The 15,021-nt window shown below is 68.4% G+C and carries 15 protein-coding genes; 1 reads left to right on the forward strand and 14 read right to left on the reverse strand.

Translation table 11 applies throughout. The features are described from left to right. The 11 genes from LR393_RS01270 to LR393_RS01320 all read right to left on the reverse strand — a co-directional run bounded on the left by LR393_RS01270 (position 1) and on the right by LR393_RS01320 (position 11,246). On the reverse strand, positions 1-1,386 hold the full coding sequence (locus LR393_RS01270) for a GH1 family beta-glucosidase (RefSeq protein WP_231480981.1): 1,386 nt from the start codon (positions 1,384-1,386) through the stop codon (positions 1-3). Then, entirely contained in the window at positions 1,383-2,285 is a 903-nt protein-coding gene (locus LR393_RS01275) for a carbohydrate ABC transporter permease (protein ID WP_231480982.1), read from the reverse strand. The genes LR393_RS01270 and LR393_RS01275 overlap by 4 nt, the downstream gene beginning before the upstream one ends. An 18-nt stretch (positions 2,286-2,303) precedes the next feature. Next, complete coding sequence (locus LR393_RS01280; protein ID WP_231480983.1) at positions 2,304-3,254, reverse strand: carbohydrate ABC transporter permease; 951 nt, start codon at positions 3,252-3,254, stop codon at positions 2,304-2,306. Beyond that, on the reverse strand, positions 3,247-4,563 hold the full coding sequence (locus LR393_RS01285) for an ABC transporter substrate-binding protein (protein WP_231480984.1): 1,317 nt from the start codon (positions 4,561-4,563) through the stop codon (positions 3,247-3,249). Before LR393_RS01285 ends, LR393_RS01280 begins: the two co-directional genes overlap by 8 nt. 335 nt (positions 4,564-4,898) lie before the next feature. Beyond that, positions 4,899-5,717, reverse strand: a complete 819-nt coding sequence (locus tag LR393_RS01290) for a precorrin-6A/cobalt-precorrin-6A reductase (RefSeq protein WP_231480985.1) — start codon at positions 5,715-5,717, stop codon at positions 4,899-4,901. A gap of 58 nt (positions 5,718-5,775) precedes the next feature. After that, positions 5,776-6,537, reverse strand: a complete 762-nt coding sequence (gene cobF / locus LR393_RS01295) for a precorrin-6A synthase (deacetylating) (RefSeq protein WP_231480986.1) — start codon at positions 6,535-6,537, stop codon at positions 5,776-5,778. Next, positions 6,537-7,280 carry a precorrin-4 C(11)-methyltransferase gene (cobM, locus tag LR393_RS01300; RefSeq protein ID WP_231480987.1) on the reverse strand — a complete coding sequence of 248 codons (744 nt, stop codon included), beginning with the start codon at positions 7,278-7,280 and terminating at the stop codon, positions 6,537-6,539. Before cobM ends, cobF begins: the two co-directional genes overlap by 1 nt. Further along, a complete protein-coding gene (cbiE, locus tag LR393_RS36080; protein WP_231480988.1) occupies positions 7,277-8,539 on the reverse strand; it encodes a precorrin-6y C5,15-methyltransferase (decarboxylating) subunit CbiE in 1,263 nt (420 codons plus the stop codon). The genes cobM and cbiE overlap by 4 nt, the downstream gene beginning before the upstream one ends. Before the next feature lie 204 nt (positions 8,540-8,743). Continuing rightward, complete coding sequence (locus LR393_RS01310; RefSeq protein WP_231480989.1) at positions 8,744-8,971, reverse strand: hypothetical protein; 228 nt, start codon at positions 8,969-8,971, stop codon at positions 8,744-8,746. 41 nt (positions 8,972-9,012) lie between these two features. Further along, positions 9,013-10,644, reverse strand: a complete 1,632-nt coding sequence (locus LR393_RS01315) for a glycoside hydrolase family 13 protein (RefSeq protein ID WP_231480990.1) — start codon at positions 10,642-10,644, stop codon at positions 9,013-9,015. Between the two features lie 86 nt (positions 10,645-10,730). Continuing rightward, complete coding sequence (locus LR393_RS01320) at positions 10,731-11,246, reverse strand: DUF2505 family protein (RefSeq protein WP_231480991.1); 516 nt, start codon at positions 11,244-11,246, stop codon at positions 10,731-10,733. Between the two features lie 154 nt (positions 11,247-11,400). Between LR393_RS01320 and ettA the strand changes: the two genes are divergently transcribed. Then, a complete protein-coding gene (ettA, locus tag LR393_RS01325) occupies positions 11,401-13,083 on the forward strand; it encodes an energy-dependent translational throttle protein EttA (RefSeq protein WP_231480992.1) in 1,683 nt (560 codons plus the stop codon). A 70-nt stretch (positions 13,084-13,153) separates the two neighbouring features. On the opposite strand, the gene LR393_RS01330 is transcribed toward ettA, so the two are convergent. The 3 genes from LR393_RS01330 to LR393_RS01340 all read right to left on the reverse strand — a co-directional run bounded on the left by LR393_RS01330 (position 13,154) and on the right by LR393_RS01340 (position 14,986). Then, a complete protein-coding gene (locus tag LR393_RS01330; RefSeq protein WP_231480993.1) occupies positions 13,154-14,152 on the reverse strand; it encodes a lysylphosphatidylglycerol synthase transmembrane domain-containing protein in 999 nt (332 codons plus the stop codon). A 172-nt stretch (positions 14,153-14,324) separates the two neighbouring features. Then, a complete protein-coding gene (locus LR393_RS01335; RefSeq protein WP_231480994.1) occupies positions 14,325-14,627 on the reverse strand; it encodes a hypothetical protein in 303 nt (100 codons plus the stop codon). Next, entirely contained in the window at positions 14,627-14,986 is a 360-nt protein-coding gene (locus tag LR393_RS01340) for a hypothetical protein (protein WP_231480995.1), read from the reverse strand. Before LR393_RS01340 ends, LR393_RS01335 begins: the two co-directional genes overlap by 1 nt. Positions 14,987-15,021: the final 35 nt, after the last annotated feature.

Here is a 15,021-nt window from a genome sequence, read left to right on the forward strand (position 1 = left end):
TTACTGCTGTTCCAGTGAACGGGTCCGTATCACCGACGAATACCAGTGCGCGCTGTCCTTCGGCGTGCGGACCTGGGTCTCGTAGTCCACGTGCACCGCACCGAAGCGCTTGGCGTAACCCTCGGCCCACTCGTAGTTGTCGAAGATCGACCAGAGGAAGTACCCCGTCAGCGGCACTCCCGCGGCGATCGCCCGCTCGCAGGCGGCGAGGTGGCCCCAGACGAAGTCGATGCGGTCGGCGTCGTGCACCACCCCGTCCTCACTGATCGGGTCGGCGAACGCCGCACCGTTCTCGGTGATCACGATCGGCACGGCGGGGTACTCCCGCTTCAGCCGGGCGAGCACGTCGACCAGGCCGTCCGGGTCGATCTCCCAGCCCAGGTCGGTCAGCGGCATGCCGTGCCGCACCTCGCGGGCGCCGGCCGCGCCCGGGTAGGGCGAGTGGAGCTGGCCGGTGCGCTCGCCGACCAGGTCGGGATGGTCCTCGCGGCCGGTGATGACGTACCGGGTGTAGTAGTTCACGCCCAGCAGGTCGAGCGGCCGGCTGATGATCTCCAGGTCGCCGTCCTGCACGTCACCCAGGCCGCCGAACTCCGCCACGTCGTGCAGGATGTCTTGCGGGTAGCGGCCTTTCAGTACCGGGTCGAGGAACAGCCGGTTGTGGAAGCCGTCCACGCGACGGGCGGCGTCGGTGTCCACGGGGTCGTCCGAGGCCGGTTCCACCGCGTACAGGTTGAGCGTGATGCCGACGTTCTCGACCTTCTGCGCCCGCAGGGCGTCCACCGCCAGGCCGTGGCCCAGCAGCAGGTGGTGCACCGAGGCCAGCGCGGCCGACGGGTCTTCCAGGCCGGGTGCGTGCCGGCCCGAGGCGTGCCCGATCAGGCTGGAGCAGAACGGCTCGTTCAGCGTGATCCAGTGCTTCACCCGGTCGCCGAGGTGCTCGTGCACGATGGCTGAGTAGTCGGCGAAACGGTAGGCCGTGTCGCGGTTCGGCCAGCCCCCGGCCTCCTGCAGGGCCTGCGGCAGGTCCCAGTGGTAGAGCGTGATCCACGGGTCGATATCGGCGTTCAGCAGCTCGTCGGTCAGCCGGGAGTAGAAGTCCAGGCCGGCCTCCAGGCCCCGGCCGCGGCCGTCGGGCTGGATCCGCGGCCAGGAGACCGAGAACCGGTAGGCCTCCAGGCCCAGCGAGGCCATGATCGCCACGTCGTCCTTGTAGCGGTGGTAGTGGTCGATCGCCACGTCGCCGGAATCGCCGTTCACCGTGCGGCCCGGGGTGTGGGAGAAGACGTCCCAGATCGACAGGCCACGGCCGTCAGCGGCGGCGGCGCCCTCGATCTGGTAGGCCGCGGTGGCCCCGCCGAAGACGAAATCCTCAGGGAAAGTCATGCTTTCACGGCTCCATCCATGATTCCGCTGATCAGCTGACGGCCGAACAGCACAATGACGACCAGCAGCGGCAGCGTAGCCATGAAAGTACCTGCCATCACCAGGGACTGGTCGGTGTAGTAACCACTGGACAACCGGGACAGGGCGACCTGCACGGTCGGGTGCTCCGGGCTCAAGGCCACGTAGGGCCAGAGGAAGTCGTTCCAGTAGGTCATGAAGGTGAACAGGCCCAGGATCGCGGCCGCCGGGCGCAGCGCCGGCAGGACGACCGACCAGAAGATCCGGATCGTGGTGGCACCGTCGACCCGGGCCGCCTCGATCAGCTCGTCGGGCACCGCCTGGCTGGCGTACTGCCGCATCAGGAACACCCCGAATCCGCTGGCCAGGTAGGGCAGGATCACGGTCGGCAGAGTGCCTTGGATGCCGAACCAGTCCATCATCATGTAGAGCGGCACGGCGCCGAGCTGTACCGGGACCATCATGGTCAGGACGACCAGGCCGATCAAGACATTGCTGCCACGAAAGCGCAGTTTGGCGAAGGCGAAGCCGGCCAGCGCCGAGAAGATCACCACGAAGAGCGTGATCGACCCGGCCACGATGAACGAGTTGAGCAGGGCCTTGGCGAACATCACGTCGGGGTTGTCGAACAGCGCCCCGACGTGTTCGCCGAGGTGGCTGCCCGGGATGAGTTTCGGCGGGATCTGGACGATCTCGTCGTTGGTGCGCGAGGCCATCACGAGCATCCAGTACAGCGGGAACACCGACAGGAAGAACGTGAGCACCAGCACCAGGTAGTTCAGCGGGCTGGCCCGGAACAGCTGGTTGTTGCTCTCGACGACTTTGGTGCGGAGCGGTTTCCGGGGCGCTTCGGGCTCCGGATCAGCGATGACTGTGGTCATGGTGGTTTCTCCCGGTCCTCAGTCGGCGCCGCTGATCCGGCGGACGAGCAGGATGTTGATGAGCGAGATGATCAGCACCAGGAGGAAGATCATCCAGGCGACGGCCCCGGCGTACCCGAACTCGAAGCGGGTGAACCCGTTCTCGATCAGGTACATGGTCAGTGTCTGGAACTGCCGCAGCGTGCCGCCCTGGATGGCCCCGGCGCCCGGTGCGAACAGCAACGGCTCGGTGAACAGCTGCACGCCGCCGATGATCGACGTGATCGTGGTGAAGAGGAGCGTCGGGCGCAGCATCGGCAGGGTGATCGACCAGAACTGGCGGGTCCGGGTGGCTCCGTCGATGGCGGCGGCCTCGTAGAGCTCGGACGAGATGGCCTGCATCGCGGCCAGGAAGATGAGCGCGTTGTAACCGGTCCAGCGCCAGTCGACCATCATCGAGATGGCCAGCCACGACGACCAGGTGTGGGCGGTCCAGTCGACCGCCTCCAGGCCGAACCAGCCGATGATCCAGTTGGCCAGGCCGAAGCCCTTGGCGAAGATCATGCTGAAGATCAGGGTCACCGCCGCCACCGAGGTGATGTTCGGGATCACCACGCCGACCCGGAACAGGGTGCGGGCCATGATCTTGCGGTTCAGCGTCACGGCCAGCCAGAGGGCCAGCACGTACTGCGGCACGGTCGAGACCAGGAACAGCCCCAGCGTGTTCTTGGCGGCGTTCCAGAACTGCGGGTCCTGCAGGAGCTTCTGGTAGTTGTCCAGCCCGGTGAAGGTGTGCTCACCGAGCAGGGGCCAGGAGTGCAGCGACACCCAGAAGGTGTAGAGCAGAGGGAAGGCCCCGAAGATCCCGAAGAGGATGAAGAACGGCGAGACGAAGGCGTAGGGCGACCCCTTCTGGTCCCACCGGCTCAGGCGGCTCCGCCAGGGGGAGCGCGCCCGAGCCGGTGTCACCGGGGCGGTGATGTCAGACACCCGCCGCGGCCTTGGCGCTCTTGATCGCGTTCTGCCAGCCCTCTTCCGAGGTGCGCTGGCCCTGCTCGACCGAGCGCAGGTCGTTCTCGATCGCGTCGCGCACGGCCTGGTTCTTGGCGCCCAGGTAGACCGGCTTCAGGTTCTTGGCGCCCTCGACGAAGATGTCCGCCACCGGGGCGTCGCTGAAGTACTCGTTCTTGAAGTCCTTCAGCGCCGGGTTGTCGAAGTCCTTCGGCGAGGACGGAAGGTTGCCCGCCTCGTCGAACGCCGAGAGCTGGCCCTCCGGGCTGCTCAGGAACTTGGCCAGCTCGACAGCCGCTTTCTGGTGCTTACCCTGGGTCGGGACGCCGAGGAACGAGCCGCCCCAGCTGCCGCTGCCGCCGGGCACCGTGGCGATGTCCCACTTGCCCGCGCCGGCGTCGCCGCCGTCACCCTTGATGTTCGCGGTCATCCAGGCGGGGCAGGCGAGCGTGGCGAAGCCGCCGTTCTTGATGGCCGCGCTCCACTCGGCGGTGAAGCTCTTCAGGTTGGCCGACAGACCGGCGTCGAGCACCTTGGCCGTGGTGTCCCAGGAGCTGCGGACGGCCGGGTTGCTGTCGAACACCAGGTTGTTGTCCCGGTCGAAATACGTGTAGCCGGGCGCTTCCCCGGCCTCCTGCATGAGGATCGAGTTGTAGGTGTTGGTGGCCGAGTCGACGAACTTGGCGTCACCCTTGGTGCCGGCCTGGAACTTCTTGCCGGTGGCGATGTAGTCGTCCCAGGTGGGCCACAGCTTCGAGACCTCTTCGCGGTCCGTCGGCAGGCCCGCGGCCTTGAACAGGTCGGTGCGGTAGCACATCGCCAGACCACCGACATCGGTACCGAAACCGATCGTGGTCTTCCCGTCGGCGGTGGTGGCCTGGGCGTTCTTCCAGTCCAGCCAGTTGCCCTTGATCTCGTTGAAACCCTCGTCCTGGAGGTTCACGAACTTGTCCGGGGCCTTCAGGAAGTTGACGATCGCGCCCTCTTCGATCGCGACCACGTCACCGGCACCGCTGCCGGCGGCGATCCGCTGGGTCAGGGCGGTCGTGTACTTGCCGAGGTCACCCTCGTTGGACTCGACGATCTTGATGTTGGGGTGTGACGCCTCGTACTTCTTGTAGAGGGCGTCGTACCCGAACGTGCCGAAGGTCGAGACCTTGAGCGTGATCTTCTCGTTCGAGCCGGATCCGCCTTCGTCGTCCGAGCCGCAGGCGGCCATCGACAGCGCGACTCCTGCGACTGCGGCGACGGCGATCATACGCCGGGTGCCGCGCATGGAGGGGCTCATGACTTTCTCCTTTCGGGGCCTCTTCGACCCGAGGTGAGCGTTATGGGAGCGCTCCCAAAGGTGCGCCCCAGGGATATGAGCCGTCAAGGGTTCCGTGGGAACGCTCCCATGGTGTTACTTACTTGTAATAAATGGGGGACGCGGTCGGCCTCCGGTGCCCTGTCTCACGTTGTCGAGGTGGTGGGGTCTGATTGTTCAGTGCTGCGGCTCAGGGCTTTTCGTTGTCCGTGAGCCGTTCCTGGTCCGGTGGATACAGGTCATCCACCCTTCGGGCACCGCTTGGTGGCGCTCGATGGAGGGCCGTCCTGCGGGGTGAAGCCTGGCGGTGGGGATCTTCAGGCGCCAAGCCGTTCGTCGAGCCAGTCGACGGCCTCGGTCACCTGCTGCACGACCGGAATGCCGCCGGGAAGGGGCGGGCGCTCGACCATGACCACCTCGATGCCCCGCTCGCGCGCCGCGGTCAGCTTGGCCGCCGTCATCGGCCCCCCGCTGTTCTTGGTGACGAGAACATCCATGTGCCGCAGAAGTTCCCGCTCGGCGTCGAGGGTGAAGGGCCCCCGGTCGAGGATGATGTCGCAGCGTTCCGGAAGGGGCCCGTCGGGCGCTTCGACGGCCCGCAGCCAGAACCGCTGGGGGAGTGCGGCGAAGGCGGCGGTCTCCTGGCGGCCGGTGGTCAGGAGCACCCGGGCACCGGCTGGGTAGTGGGAAAGGTGCGCCGCGGCAGACGACATATCCGCAACCCGGACCCACCGATCACCGGCCCGGGCCTGCCACCCCGGCCGCCGCAGCACCAGAAACCCCACCCCGCCGTGATCATGCAGAATCTCCCCGAGGGAGGGCCGGTCGGGGGGTGGGGTGGTCGCCTGGGTTGCGATGACGGCATTGGCCGTGATGCGCGCCGCGAACGGGTGCGTGGCGTCGACGACCGCGAAAATACGCTCGGACCGGAGGTATTCGGCCAGACCCGCAGCCCCGCCGAACCCACCGACGCGCACCTCGCCCACCGGGAGCCGCGGCGAGGAGACCCGGCCGGCCAAGGACGAGATCGCCGGGATGCCACGAGCAACGAGGGCGGCGGCCAGCTCCCGCGCCTCACCGGTCCCACCGAGAATCAGAACACGGCGGCTCCAGTGGGCCGCACCCGACCTCGTCATCGTGTGCACTCTCTCCGCTCCACCCGCAACGAATGCACACGATCTCTCCTAGCGCCCCTCACGCCCGGCGGCGGCGCAGGAGGTAGGTGTCCATCACCCAGCCTTTGCGTTCACGGGCCTGGGCCCGGGCCTTCTCGATCTGCGGCCCGACCTCCACCACCGGCCCACTGAAGAGGATCTCGTCTTTCGTTCCGAGGTAAGCGCCCCAGTAGATGTCCACGTCGTTATCTTTCACGTGCCGGAAGGCGCAGTCGCCGTCGAGCATGACCACCACGTTGTCCTGGCCGGCGGGCATGCCGTCGGCCAGCAGCCGGCCGGGCGTGATGTGGATGGGCTCGCCGATGCGGTTGAGCGGGATGCGGTGCCGGGCCGTGAGGGAATGCAGGCTGCTCACTCCCGGGATCACGTCGTAGTCGAAGGCCACGTTGCCGCGGTCGAGCAGCTCCTCGACGATGCGGATCGTGCCGTCGTACAGCGAGGGATCGCCCCAGACCAGGATGGCGCCGACACCGTCGTCCGTGAGTTCGTCCGCAATCATCCGCTCGAAGATCTCGGCTCGACGGTGGTGCCAGTCCTTCACCGCGTCGCCGTAGGCGTCGGCGGTGCGGTCCCGCTCCGGGTCGGTGGCCTGCACGAATCGGTACGGGTGCCCGGTGATGTGCTGCTCGCAGATGTCCCGGCGCAACTGCACCAGATCGTCCTTGGCGCTGCCCTTGTCGATGAGGAAGAAGGCGTCCACGGTGTTCAGGGCCTTGACCGCCTGCACGGTGACGTAGTCCGGGTCACCGGCACCCACCCCGATGATCAGTACTTTCCGCATCAGTGCCGGCCCCTTTCGGTCGAATAGAGATGGCTGTCGGGAAATTCGCTCGCGGTCAGCACCGGACCGACGACAATAACCGCCGTGCGCCGGATTCCGGCCTCGTGCACCTGGGCGGCGATAGTGGCCAGGGTGCCGCGCAGGATCTCCTCGTCGTCGCGGCTGGCCCTGGCCACCACGGCGACCGGACCCGCGGGGCCGTAGAACGGTACGAGGGTGGTCACCACGTCGTCGATCTCCTGGACGGCCAGGTGCAGCACCAGGGTCGAGCGGCTGGCCGCCAGCGACGCCAGGTCCTGCCCCTGCGGCATCGCGGTGGCCCGGCGGGAGATCCGGGTGAGGATGACCGACTGGCCCACGCCGGGCACCGTGAGCTCCCGCTTCAGAGCCGCGGCCGCGGCCGCGAAAGCAGGTACGCCGGGTACGATCTCGTACGGAACGCCGAGTTCGTCGAGCCGCCGCATCTGCTCGGCCACGGCGCTGAACACCGACGGGTCGCCGGAGTGCAACCGGGCCACGTCGTCCCCTCGTTCGTGGGCCTGGTGCAGTTCGGTGCTGATCTGGTCGAGGTCGAGGTTCGCCGTGTCGATCAACCGAGCCCCGGGCGGGCATTCACTCAGCAACTCGACCGGAACCAGCGATCCCGCGTAGAGGCAGACCGGGCTCTTCTGCATGATCCGCAGCCCGCGAACGGTCAGCAGGTCAGCTGCCCCCGGACCGGCTCCGATGAAATGGACTGTCATGGCGCAACCTTCCAGGCGACCCACTGGGTGACCGGCATGGCGGGGCGCCAGCCGGTGAATCGCCCGATCGTCGTGGCTTTCGTGATGTCGATCTTCGTCAGGGTTCCGCCGTAGTTCGAGCGGGCCTGGGCCAGAACCATTTCCGACTCCAGCGTGGTCACGTTCGCCACCATCCGCCCACCCGGCGCCAGTGCCTCCCAGCAGAGGTCCACCAGGCCCGGCGCGGTCAGCCCACCGCCCACGAAAATGGCGTCGGGAGTGGGTAGCCCGTCCAGTTCGGCGGGTGCCTCACCGATGCGCACATCCACATGAGGGACGCCCAGAAGCTCGGCATTGCGGGTGATCCGGGCCGCCCGCTCCCCGTCGCGCTCGATACTGATGGCCCGGCACGACGGATGGGACCGCAACCATTCGATACCGACGCTCCCCGCGCCACCACCGACGTCCCACAGCAATTCTCCGGGCTCGGGGGCGAGGGCCGACAGCGTGACCGCGCGCACGTGGCGTTTCGTCAGCTGCCCGTCGTTCTCGTAGGCGTCGTCGGGCAACCCGGGAACCCGCGAAAGTCGTTTCGCCGCAGGGCCGGGACGGCACACCACCGCGAGCACGGTCAGCGCCCCCGACCCTTCGGGAGCGTGCGGCGGATACCCCGCGGCGGGCCATTCGCCGGCGGAAGCCGATACCCGGGAGGCGTCCTGCGCGCCCAGATTGCTCAGGGCCGTCAGCTCGCTGGGACCGAACCCGCGCTCCCGCAGCAGTGCCGCGACCTGGGCGGGTGAATCCTCGCCGGGCACCAGCACGAGCAGGCGCCGGCCGGGGGAGACCACGGGGTGCACCGTCGCGAGGTGCCGGCCGACCAGGCTGATCACCTCGGTGTCCTGCTGCGCCCAGCCCATCGCCGCGCAGGCCAGGGACACGCTCGAGGGATGCGGCAGCACGCTCAGCTCGAAGCCGGGCGCCACCCGGGCAATGGTTGTCGCAATGCCGAAGAACGTCGGATCGCCACTGGCCAGCACCACCTTGCGCGCACCGGGAGTCTTCACCAGCAACAGCGGCAGCGCCCGGACCAGCCCCGGGGGCCACGCGACCTGCTGCCCGGCGACCTCACCCGGCAGCAACGCGAGCTGACGATCCCCGCCGAACACCACGTCCGCCTGTCGCAGTACTTTCTGGGCGGCGGGCGGTAGACCGGGCCACCCGTCCGCCCCGATCCCGACGACGACGAGATGTTCGGGGGCAGGCGGCGGAGCGGTAGACACCCCGTCACCCTAGTTGAGCCCTCCTCGACGACCCCAAACCCGGAAGAGGTGGGCGCATGCCCAGGCGCGCCGAAAGGGCCCCCGACGCCTACGGCGTCAGGGGCCCCGTGCCTACGGTGCTGTCCTACGGTTCACGGCGCTCGGCAGCGGGCTCTTCCGTGCCGCGGCTCGGCCCGTAGCCACCTGTTCAGCGGGGTGAAACAGTCAGAACGTTGGTTCCGGTCTGCCCGGAGGCGCCGGTGCCGGATCCGTCCCCGGCCCCGGAATGGGAGGCGTGGGGGTCGGCGGCCCCGGAACCGGCCCCGGACGGGGCGGTTCCAGCGGCGGTTCCGGCTCGGCGGGCGGCAGGGTGCTGTCGCCCGGGGCCAGCCCGGGGCGCGGCAGGACGGTGTCGTCCGGGGGCAGGGTGATCCCGTCGTTCGGAACGGTCATTTTCATTCCCCCTTTCGTTGGTGCGAAGCCGGTGGGAACGCTCAGTCCGTCACGATCCACGCCGCCGCGTCGGGCGGCAGCAGCCCACCCTCGACCGGTGAGCTCGACAGGACCACCCTGCCGGGCGGCAGCGGGATCGCAACCTCACCCGTGTTCAGCACACAGACGAAGCCGGTGCCGCGGGTCAGCCCGAGCACCTGCTCCTCCTCGCCCGTCCAGACCAGCGGCCCGCCATCGGCACCCAGCTGCGGCAGCTCACGGCGCAGGCGCAGGGCCTCGCGGTAGAGGGAGAGCATCGAGCCCGGGTCGGCCTGCTCCGCCTCGACGCAGAGCCCGGCGAAGGTGGACGGCTGGGGCAGCCAGCCCTCCACATCGCCGAAGCCCAGCGACGGGCCGGTACGGCGCCAGGGCAGTGGCACCCGGCACCCGTCCCGCCCGCGCTGGGTGTGGCCGGAGCGCTTCCAGGTCGGGTCCTGCAGCAGCTCGTCGGGCAGGTCTTCCACCTCGGGCAGCCCGAGTTCCTCACCCTGGTAGAGGTACACGCCGCCGGGCAGCGCCAGCACGTAGAGGATCGCCGCCCGGGCCCGGCGGGTGCCGAGCTCCAGGTCGCTCTCGCCCTCCGGCCAGGCGTGCGGATCGGCGCCGGGCGTGCGCCGCTGGGGCCGCCCCAGCCGGGTGACGTGCCGGGTGACGTCGTGGTTCGACATCGTCCAGGTCACCGGGGCGCCGACCGAGTCGTGGGCCTGGAGCGACCGCCGGGCCGTCTCGCGCAGCTCCCGCGCGTTCCACCGGGCGCGCATCAGCTCGAAGTCGAACGCCGTGTGCAGCCGGTTCGGCCGCAGGTACTCGGCCAGGCGGGTCGAGCTCTCCACCCAGGCCTCGGCCACGAACACCTTGGGCGGGTCGTAGGAGTCGCCCACGTGCCGCCACTGCTCCCAGATCTCGAGCACGCCGGGCCGGTCCCAGTACGGGTGCCCGGTCGCCTTCACCCGGTCGAGCATCTGGGCCTGATCGAGGTTCAGGTTCGGCAGGGCCGGGTCTTTGATCAGGCCGTGCGCCACGTCGATGCGGAAACCGTCGGCGCCGAGGTCGAACCAGAACCTCAGCACACTCTCGAACTCGGCCCTCACCTGCGGGTTGTCCCAGTTCAGGTCGGGCTGGCGGACGTCGAACAGGTGCAGGTACCAGGTGCCGTCGGCGACCTGCTGCCAGGCACTGCCGCCGAACACGGACTGCCAGTCGTTGGGCGGCAGCTCACCCTTCTCACCCTGACCCGGCCGGAAGACGAAGCGCTCGCGTGCCCCGGGCTCGTCGGCCAGCGCGGCGACGAACCACGGGTGCTCGTCGGAGGTGTGGTTGGGCACGATGTCGAGCAGGACCTTCAGCCCGGCCGCGTGCGCCTCGTCGATGAGGGCCGTGGCCTGGGCGAGGTCGCCGAACGGGGCGTACACGTCGCGGTAGTCGGTGACGTCGTACCCGCCGTCGGCCTGGGGCGACGGGTACCAGGGGTTGATCCAGACCGCGTCGGCGCCGAGCGCGGCCAGGTAGGGCAGGCGGGAGCGGATACCCCCGATGTCTCCCAGGCCGTCGCCGTCGGAATCGGCGAACGACCTGATGTACAGCTGGTAGGTGACGGCGGATCGGTACCAGTCGGTGGGCTCTGCGCTAGTCACGTCAGGGACGCTACCGGCGCCCACCGACAGGACCACCGCAGATCGGGCCGGACGGCAGGTCCACCGGTTCTACCGGATCGGAGTAGTCAGATGCTGCCGTAGGGAACCTGCCGGTCGAGCCACTGCAGCCGGAACTCGTGTTCCTGCTGCAGACGCTGGCTCAGCGACTCGGCGACCTCGGGCCCACCCTTGCGGCCCAGTCGGCCGTGCGTCTCCAGCTGGACGGCGATGGAGAAGCGCGTGCCCACCGTGCCGGCCGGCTCGAGGGCCAGCTGACCCACGATCGTCACCTGGGGTGCGGCGGCCAGCTCGACGGAGTACTCGCCCGAGCGCGCCCCGCTCCATTCCGGCTGCTGCCAGACCAGGGACTCGGTCAGCATCGACTTGCCGCCGAAGAAACGCCGGGCGGGCATGATGTCCGCCGCCTGGCGTTCGGAGACCTGACGGAACTCTCCCGCGCGTTCCCGGAGTTCGAGAACGTGGAAGTCTTCGTAGCTGAGCTGCCTCGCCTTCTCGGCGAGGTGCTCGAGCCGGGTCATCATCCGGAACGTCACCACTGGTGAGACGCCGTAGACCCAGCCCAGTTCGAACTGCGCTGACATGGCTGAGTGTCCTCCTTGACGCGGACTCTAGGACATGATCGCCAGGTGTGGGACAACAGGGCATGGCCAAGGCCTGCACAGTTACGGTCGTGGAACCGCCAGTCACCGGTTGACGCGAGCGGCGGACGGCTGTCTCTGGGATAGCCTGTCGGCCGTGGCTGAGTACATCTACACCATGCGTAAGGCGCGTAAGGCGCACGGCGACAAGGTCATCCTCGATGATGTGACGCTGTCGTTCCTGCCCGGCGCCAAGATCGGCGTGGTCGGGCCGAACGGCGCGGGTAAGTCGAGCGTGCTCAAGATCATGGCCGGAATCGACCAACCGTCCAACGGGGAGACCCGTCTGGACCCTGACGCCACCGTCGGCATCCTGATGCAGGAGCCGGAACTCAACGAGAGCAAGACCGTCCTCGGCAACGTCGAGGAGGGGGTCGGCGAGATCAAGGCCAAGCTCGACCGGTTCAACGCCATCTCCGAGGAGATGGCGAGCCCCGACGCCGACTACGACGCGTTGCTGGCCGAGATGGGCGATCTCCAGGAGGCGCTCGACCACGCCGACGCCTGGGACCTCGACGCCCAGCTCGAGCAGGCGATGGACGCGCTGCGCTGCCCCCCGCCGGACGCCGACGTGACCGTCCTGTCCGGTGGTGAGCGCCGCCGGGTGGCCCTGTGCAAGCTGCTGCTCAGCAAGCCTGACCTGCTGCTGCTCGACGAGCCCACCAACCACCTGGACGCCGAGAGCGTGCAGTGGCTGGAGCAGTTCCTCGCGGCCTACCCGGGTGCCGTCCTGGCCGTGACCCACGACCGGTACTTCCTCGACAACGTCGCCGAGTGGATCCTCGAGCTCGACCGCGGCCGGGCCTACCCCTACGAGGGCAACTACTCCACCTACCTGGAGAAGAAGGCCCAGCGTCTGGCGGTGCAGGGCAAGAAAGACGTGAAGCTCGCCAAGCGCCTGGCCGACGAGCTGGACTGGGTCCGGCAGAACGCCAAGGGCCGGCAGACGAAGAGCAAGGCGCGTCTGGCCCGGTACGAGGAGATGGCGGCCGAGGCCGAGCGCACCCGCAAGCTCGACTTCGAGGAGATCCAGATCCCGCCGGGCCCGCGTCTGGGCTCGCTGGTGATCGAGACGCAGAAGCTGGGCAAGAGCTTCGGCGAGCGCGACCTGATCAAGGACCTCTCGTTCAACCTGCCCCGCAACGGCATCGTCGGCGTGATCGGCCCGAACGGTGTGGGTAAGACCACGCTGTTCAAGACCATTGTCGGGCTGGAAGAGCCGACCACCGGCTCGGTGCGGGTCGGTGACACCGTGCTGACGTCGTACGTCGACCAGAACCGCGGCGGGCTCGACCCGAAGAAGAGCCTGTGGGAGACGGTCTCCGACGGTCTCGACTACATCAAGGTCGGGCAGGTCGAGGTGCCGTCCCGGGCCTACGTGGCGGCCTTCGGCTTCAAGGGCCACGACCAGCAGAAGGCCACGGGGGTGCTCTCCGGTGGTGAGCGCAACCGCCTCAACCTGGCGCTGACCCTGAAGCAGGGCGGAAACCTGCTGCTCCTCGACGAACCGACCAACGACCTCGACGTGGAGACGCTGGGCTCGCTGGAGAACGCCCTGCTGGAGTTCCCCGGCTGCGCCGTGGTCATCTCCCACGACCGGTGGTTCCTCGACCGGGTCACCACGCACATCCTCGCCTACGAGGGCACCGAGGAAGACCCGGCCAACTGGTACTGGTTCGAAGGGAACTTCGAGTCGTACGAGAAGAACAAGATCGAGCGTCTCGGTGAAGACGCGGCGCGCCCGCACCGGGTCACGCACCGCAAGCTCACGCGCGACTGATCCGAACACAAATTGAAGACGCGGTTGCGCACCCATGGGTGCGCAACCGCGTCCTCAATTTTGCTGGCTTTTACACCGCTGCCTGACGCCTGAGAGCTACCAGAGCCAGCCACCCGATGGGCACCCGCAGCCAGAAGGTGAACACGCGGAACAGCACGGCGGCGGACACGGCGACTTCGTAATCATCCACGCCGGCGACCTTCAGCCCGCCGGCGAGGGCGGCCTCGGCCGCGCCGATCCCACCCGGCACCGGCACCGACCCCGCGATCGCCGACCCCGCGATCACCACGACGGCCAGCAGCACCAGGGGAACACCCGCGTCGAAGGCGTGCAGCGCGGCGCCGAGCACCCCGATGAACCCCAGCGTCACGGTCAGATGCCCGAGCGTGGCCAGGGCCAGGCGCTTGCGGTTCGTGACGATGTCCCGCAGCTGAGGGCCGGCGTCGCGGAACGGCTTCACCACGTACCGCACGGCCAGGGCCCGGCCCCACGGCCAGAACCGCAGCAGCACCACCGCGATCAGGAAGATCCCGGCCGCGATCAGCACGGTCAGCCAGGGAACGTGCGGGGCGTCGCTGAACGACCGCCCCGAGGCCCCCAGCAGCACGACCACCAGTACCGCGGTGACCACGATCGACATGGTCTGGACCAGCCCCACCACCGTCACCGCGACGGCCAGCGGAATGTCCCGCCGGGTCAGGTAGCGCACGTTCAGGGCCAGGCCCCCGGCGCTGGCCGGGGTGATCAGGTTCACGAAGGATGTAGCCAGCTGGACCAGCGTCATCTGCCCGAACGGGACGCGCCCGGGGGCGAACGCGAGAAAACTGAGGGCGCTGCCGACGACCGGCAGCACCGCGGCCAGGGCGGCCAGCAGCAGCCAGAGGGGGTCGGCGCCGCGCAGGCGCTGCCAGAGATCGGCGAAATCGACCTGCTGCGAGAGCACGTATACGGCCAGGACCGAGGCCACGACGAGCAGGACCCGCCCGACCAGAGCTCGCCAGCGAGGCGCCGGCGACTGCTCCGGCGCAGGTAGAGGCTGCGCGGCGGGTGTTTCGGGGGCGGACGACACGCTCACACCTTCGCACAGCGTGCTCACGGCCAGGAAAATAGGGGCAGAAGTTCAGGGTGGAACCAGGGTGAGCGCGCGCTCGGCTGGTGGGGGCAGATCGTGCCGCGGAACCGGATCAGGACCGTGAGTGTGTGTGCAGATGGTGCGGTGGGAGCGCACTGTCTGGCCACGATCATGTTTCGGCGAGGAGCGCGGCGAGTTCTTCCATCTGGCTGTAGAAGGACTCGCCGGCCTCCGGGAGCACGGTTCTCGCCAGGGCGGGGAGTTTTCGGGCGGCGATCACGAAATCCTGTTGCTGTGCCTCGGAGAGCTGTTTCACGTCGAGAAGACCGACGTTGTTCTCGGAGAGCTCCTGGAGCCAGGTTGCCAAATCCGGGTCCTGGACCTGTTCGGCGAGGGTGTCGAGGGTCCAGAAGAAGATTCCGGACCGAGCGTCCCAGCCACGGCCGTCGGGCAGAAAAATTGTTCCAGCCACTACTCACCCACCATGAAGACTCGAGGGCCCAGCGGTGCGATGAACCTCTGAACCCGATCTATTTGGTCCGCCCGGAACTGCGACACATCGATCGGCACCAGCTCGGCCTTACCCAGGTGACGCCGGATCTGCCCGAAGAAATGGTCCCACTGCCCGTCCAGGTACTGCCCGGGGAACCCGCCGACGGCGTCGTACGTACGACCGTCCATGTCGACCCAGTCCCAGCTGTCGTCCTCTCCCGCCCGGGTGAGTCGCACGTTCCGCTCTTCCATGACACGGATCGCCGTGCGGTACTCACCCTTACGGAACTTCTTGATCTGCGGATCGAGGCCGAGGCTGTGCTCCCACGTTCCCGGCACCGGCGTCCGGGGCCACGGATATCCCGGGCCGGGTG

The organism is Kineosporia mesophila (assembly GCF_021129235.1).
GTDB classification, from domain to species: domain Bacteria; phylum Actinomycetota; class Actinomycetes; order Actinomycetales; family Kineosporiaceae; genus Kineosporia; species Kineosporia mesophila.

Bases quoted from the DNA above. Each gene is read 5' to 3' on its own strand.
- LR393_RS01270 (WP_231480981.1), bottom strand. From the start codon at position 1,386: ATGACTTTCCCTGAGGATTTCGTCTTCGGCGGGGCCACCGCGGCCTAC.
- LR393_RS01275 (WP_231480982.1), bottom strand. From the start codon at position 2,285: ATGACCACAGTCATCGCTGATCCGGAGCCCGAAGCGCCCCGGAAACCG.
- LR393_RS01285 (WP_231480984.1), bottom strand. From the start codon at position 4,563: ATGAGCCCCTCCATGCGCGGCACCCGGCGTATGATCGCCGTCGCCGCA.
- LR393_RS01290 (WP_231480985.1), bottom strand. From the start codon at position 5,717: ATGACGAGGTCGGGTGCGGCCCACTGGAGCCGCCGTGTTCTGATTCTC.
- cobF (WP_231480986.1), bottom strand. From the start codon at position 6,537: ATGCGGAAAGTACTGATCATCGGGGTGGGTGCCGGTGACCCGGACTAC.
- cobM (WP_231480987.1), bottom strand. From the start codon at position 7,280: ATGACAGTCCATTTCATCGGAGCCGGTCCGGGGGCAGCTGACCTGCTG.
- LR393_RS01310 (WP_231480989.1), bottom strand. From the start codon at position 8,971: ATGACCGTTCCGAACGACGGGATCACCCTGCCCCCGGACGACACCGTC.
- LR393_RS01320 (WP_231480991.1), bottom strand. From the start codon at position 11,246: ATGTCAGCGCAGTTCGAACTGGGCTGGGTCTACGGCGTCTCACCAGTG.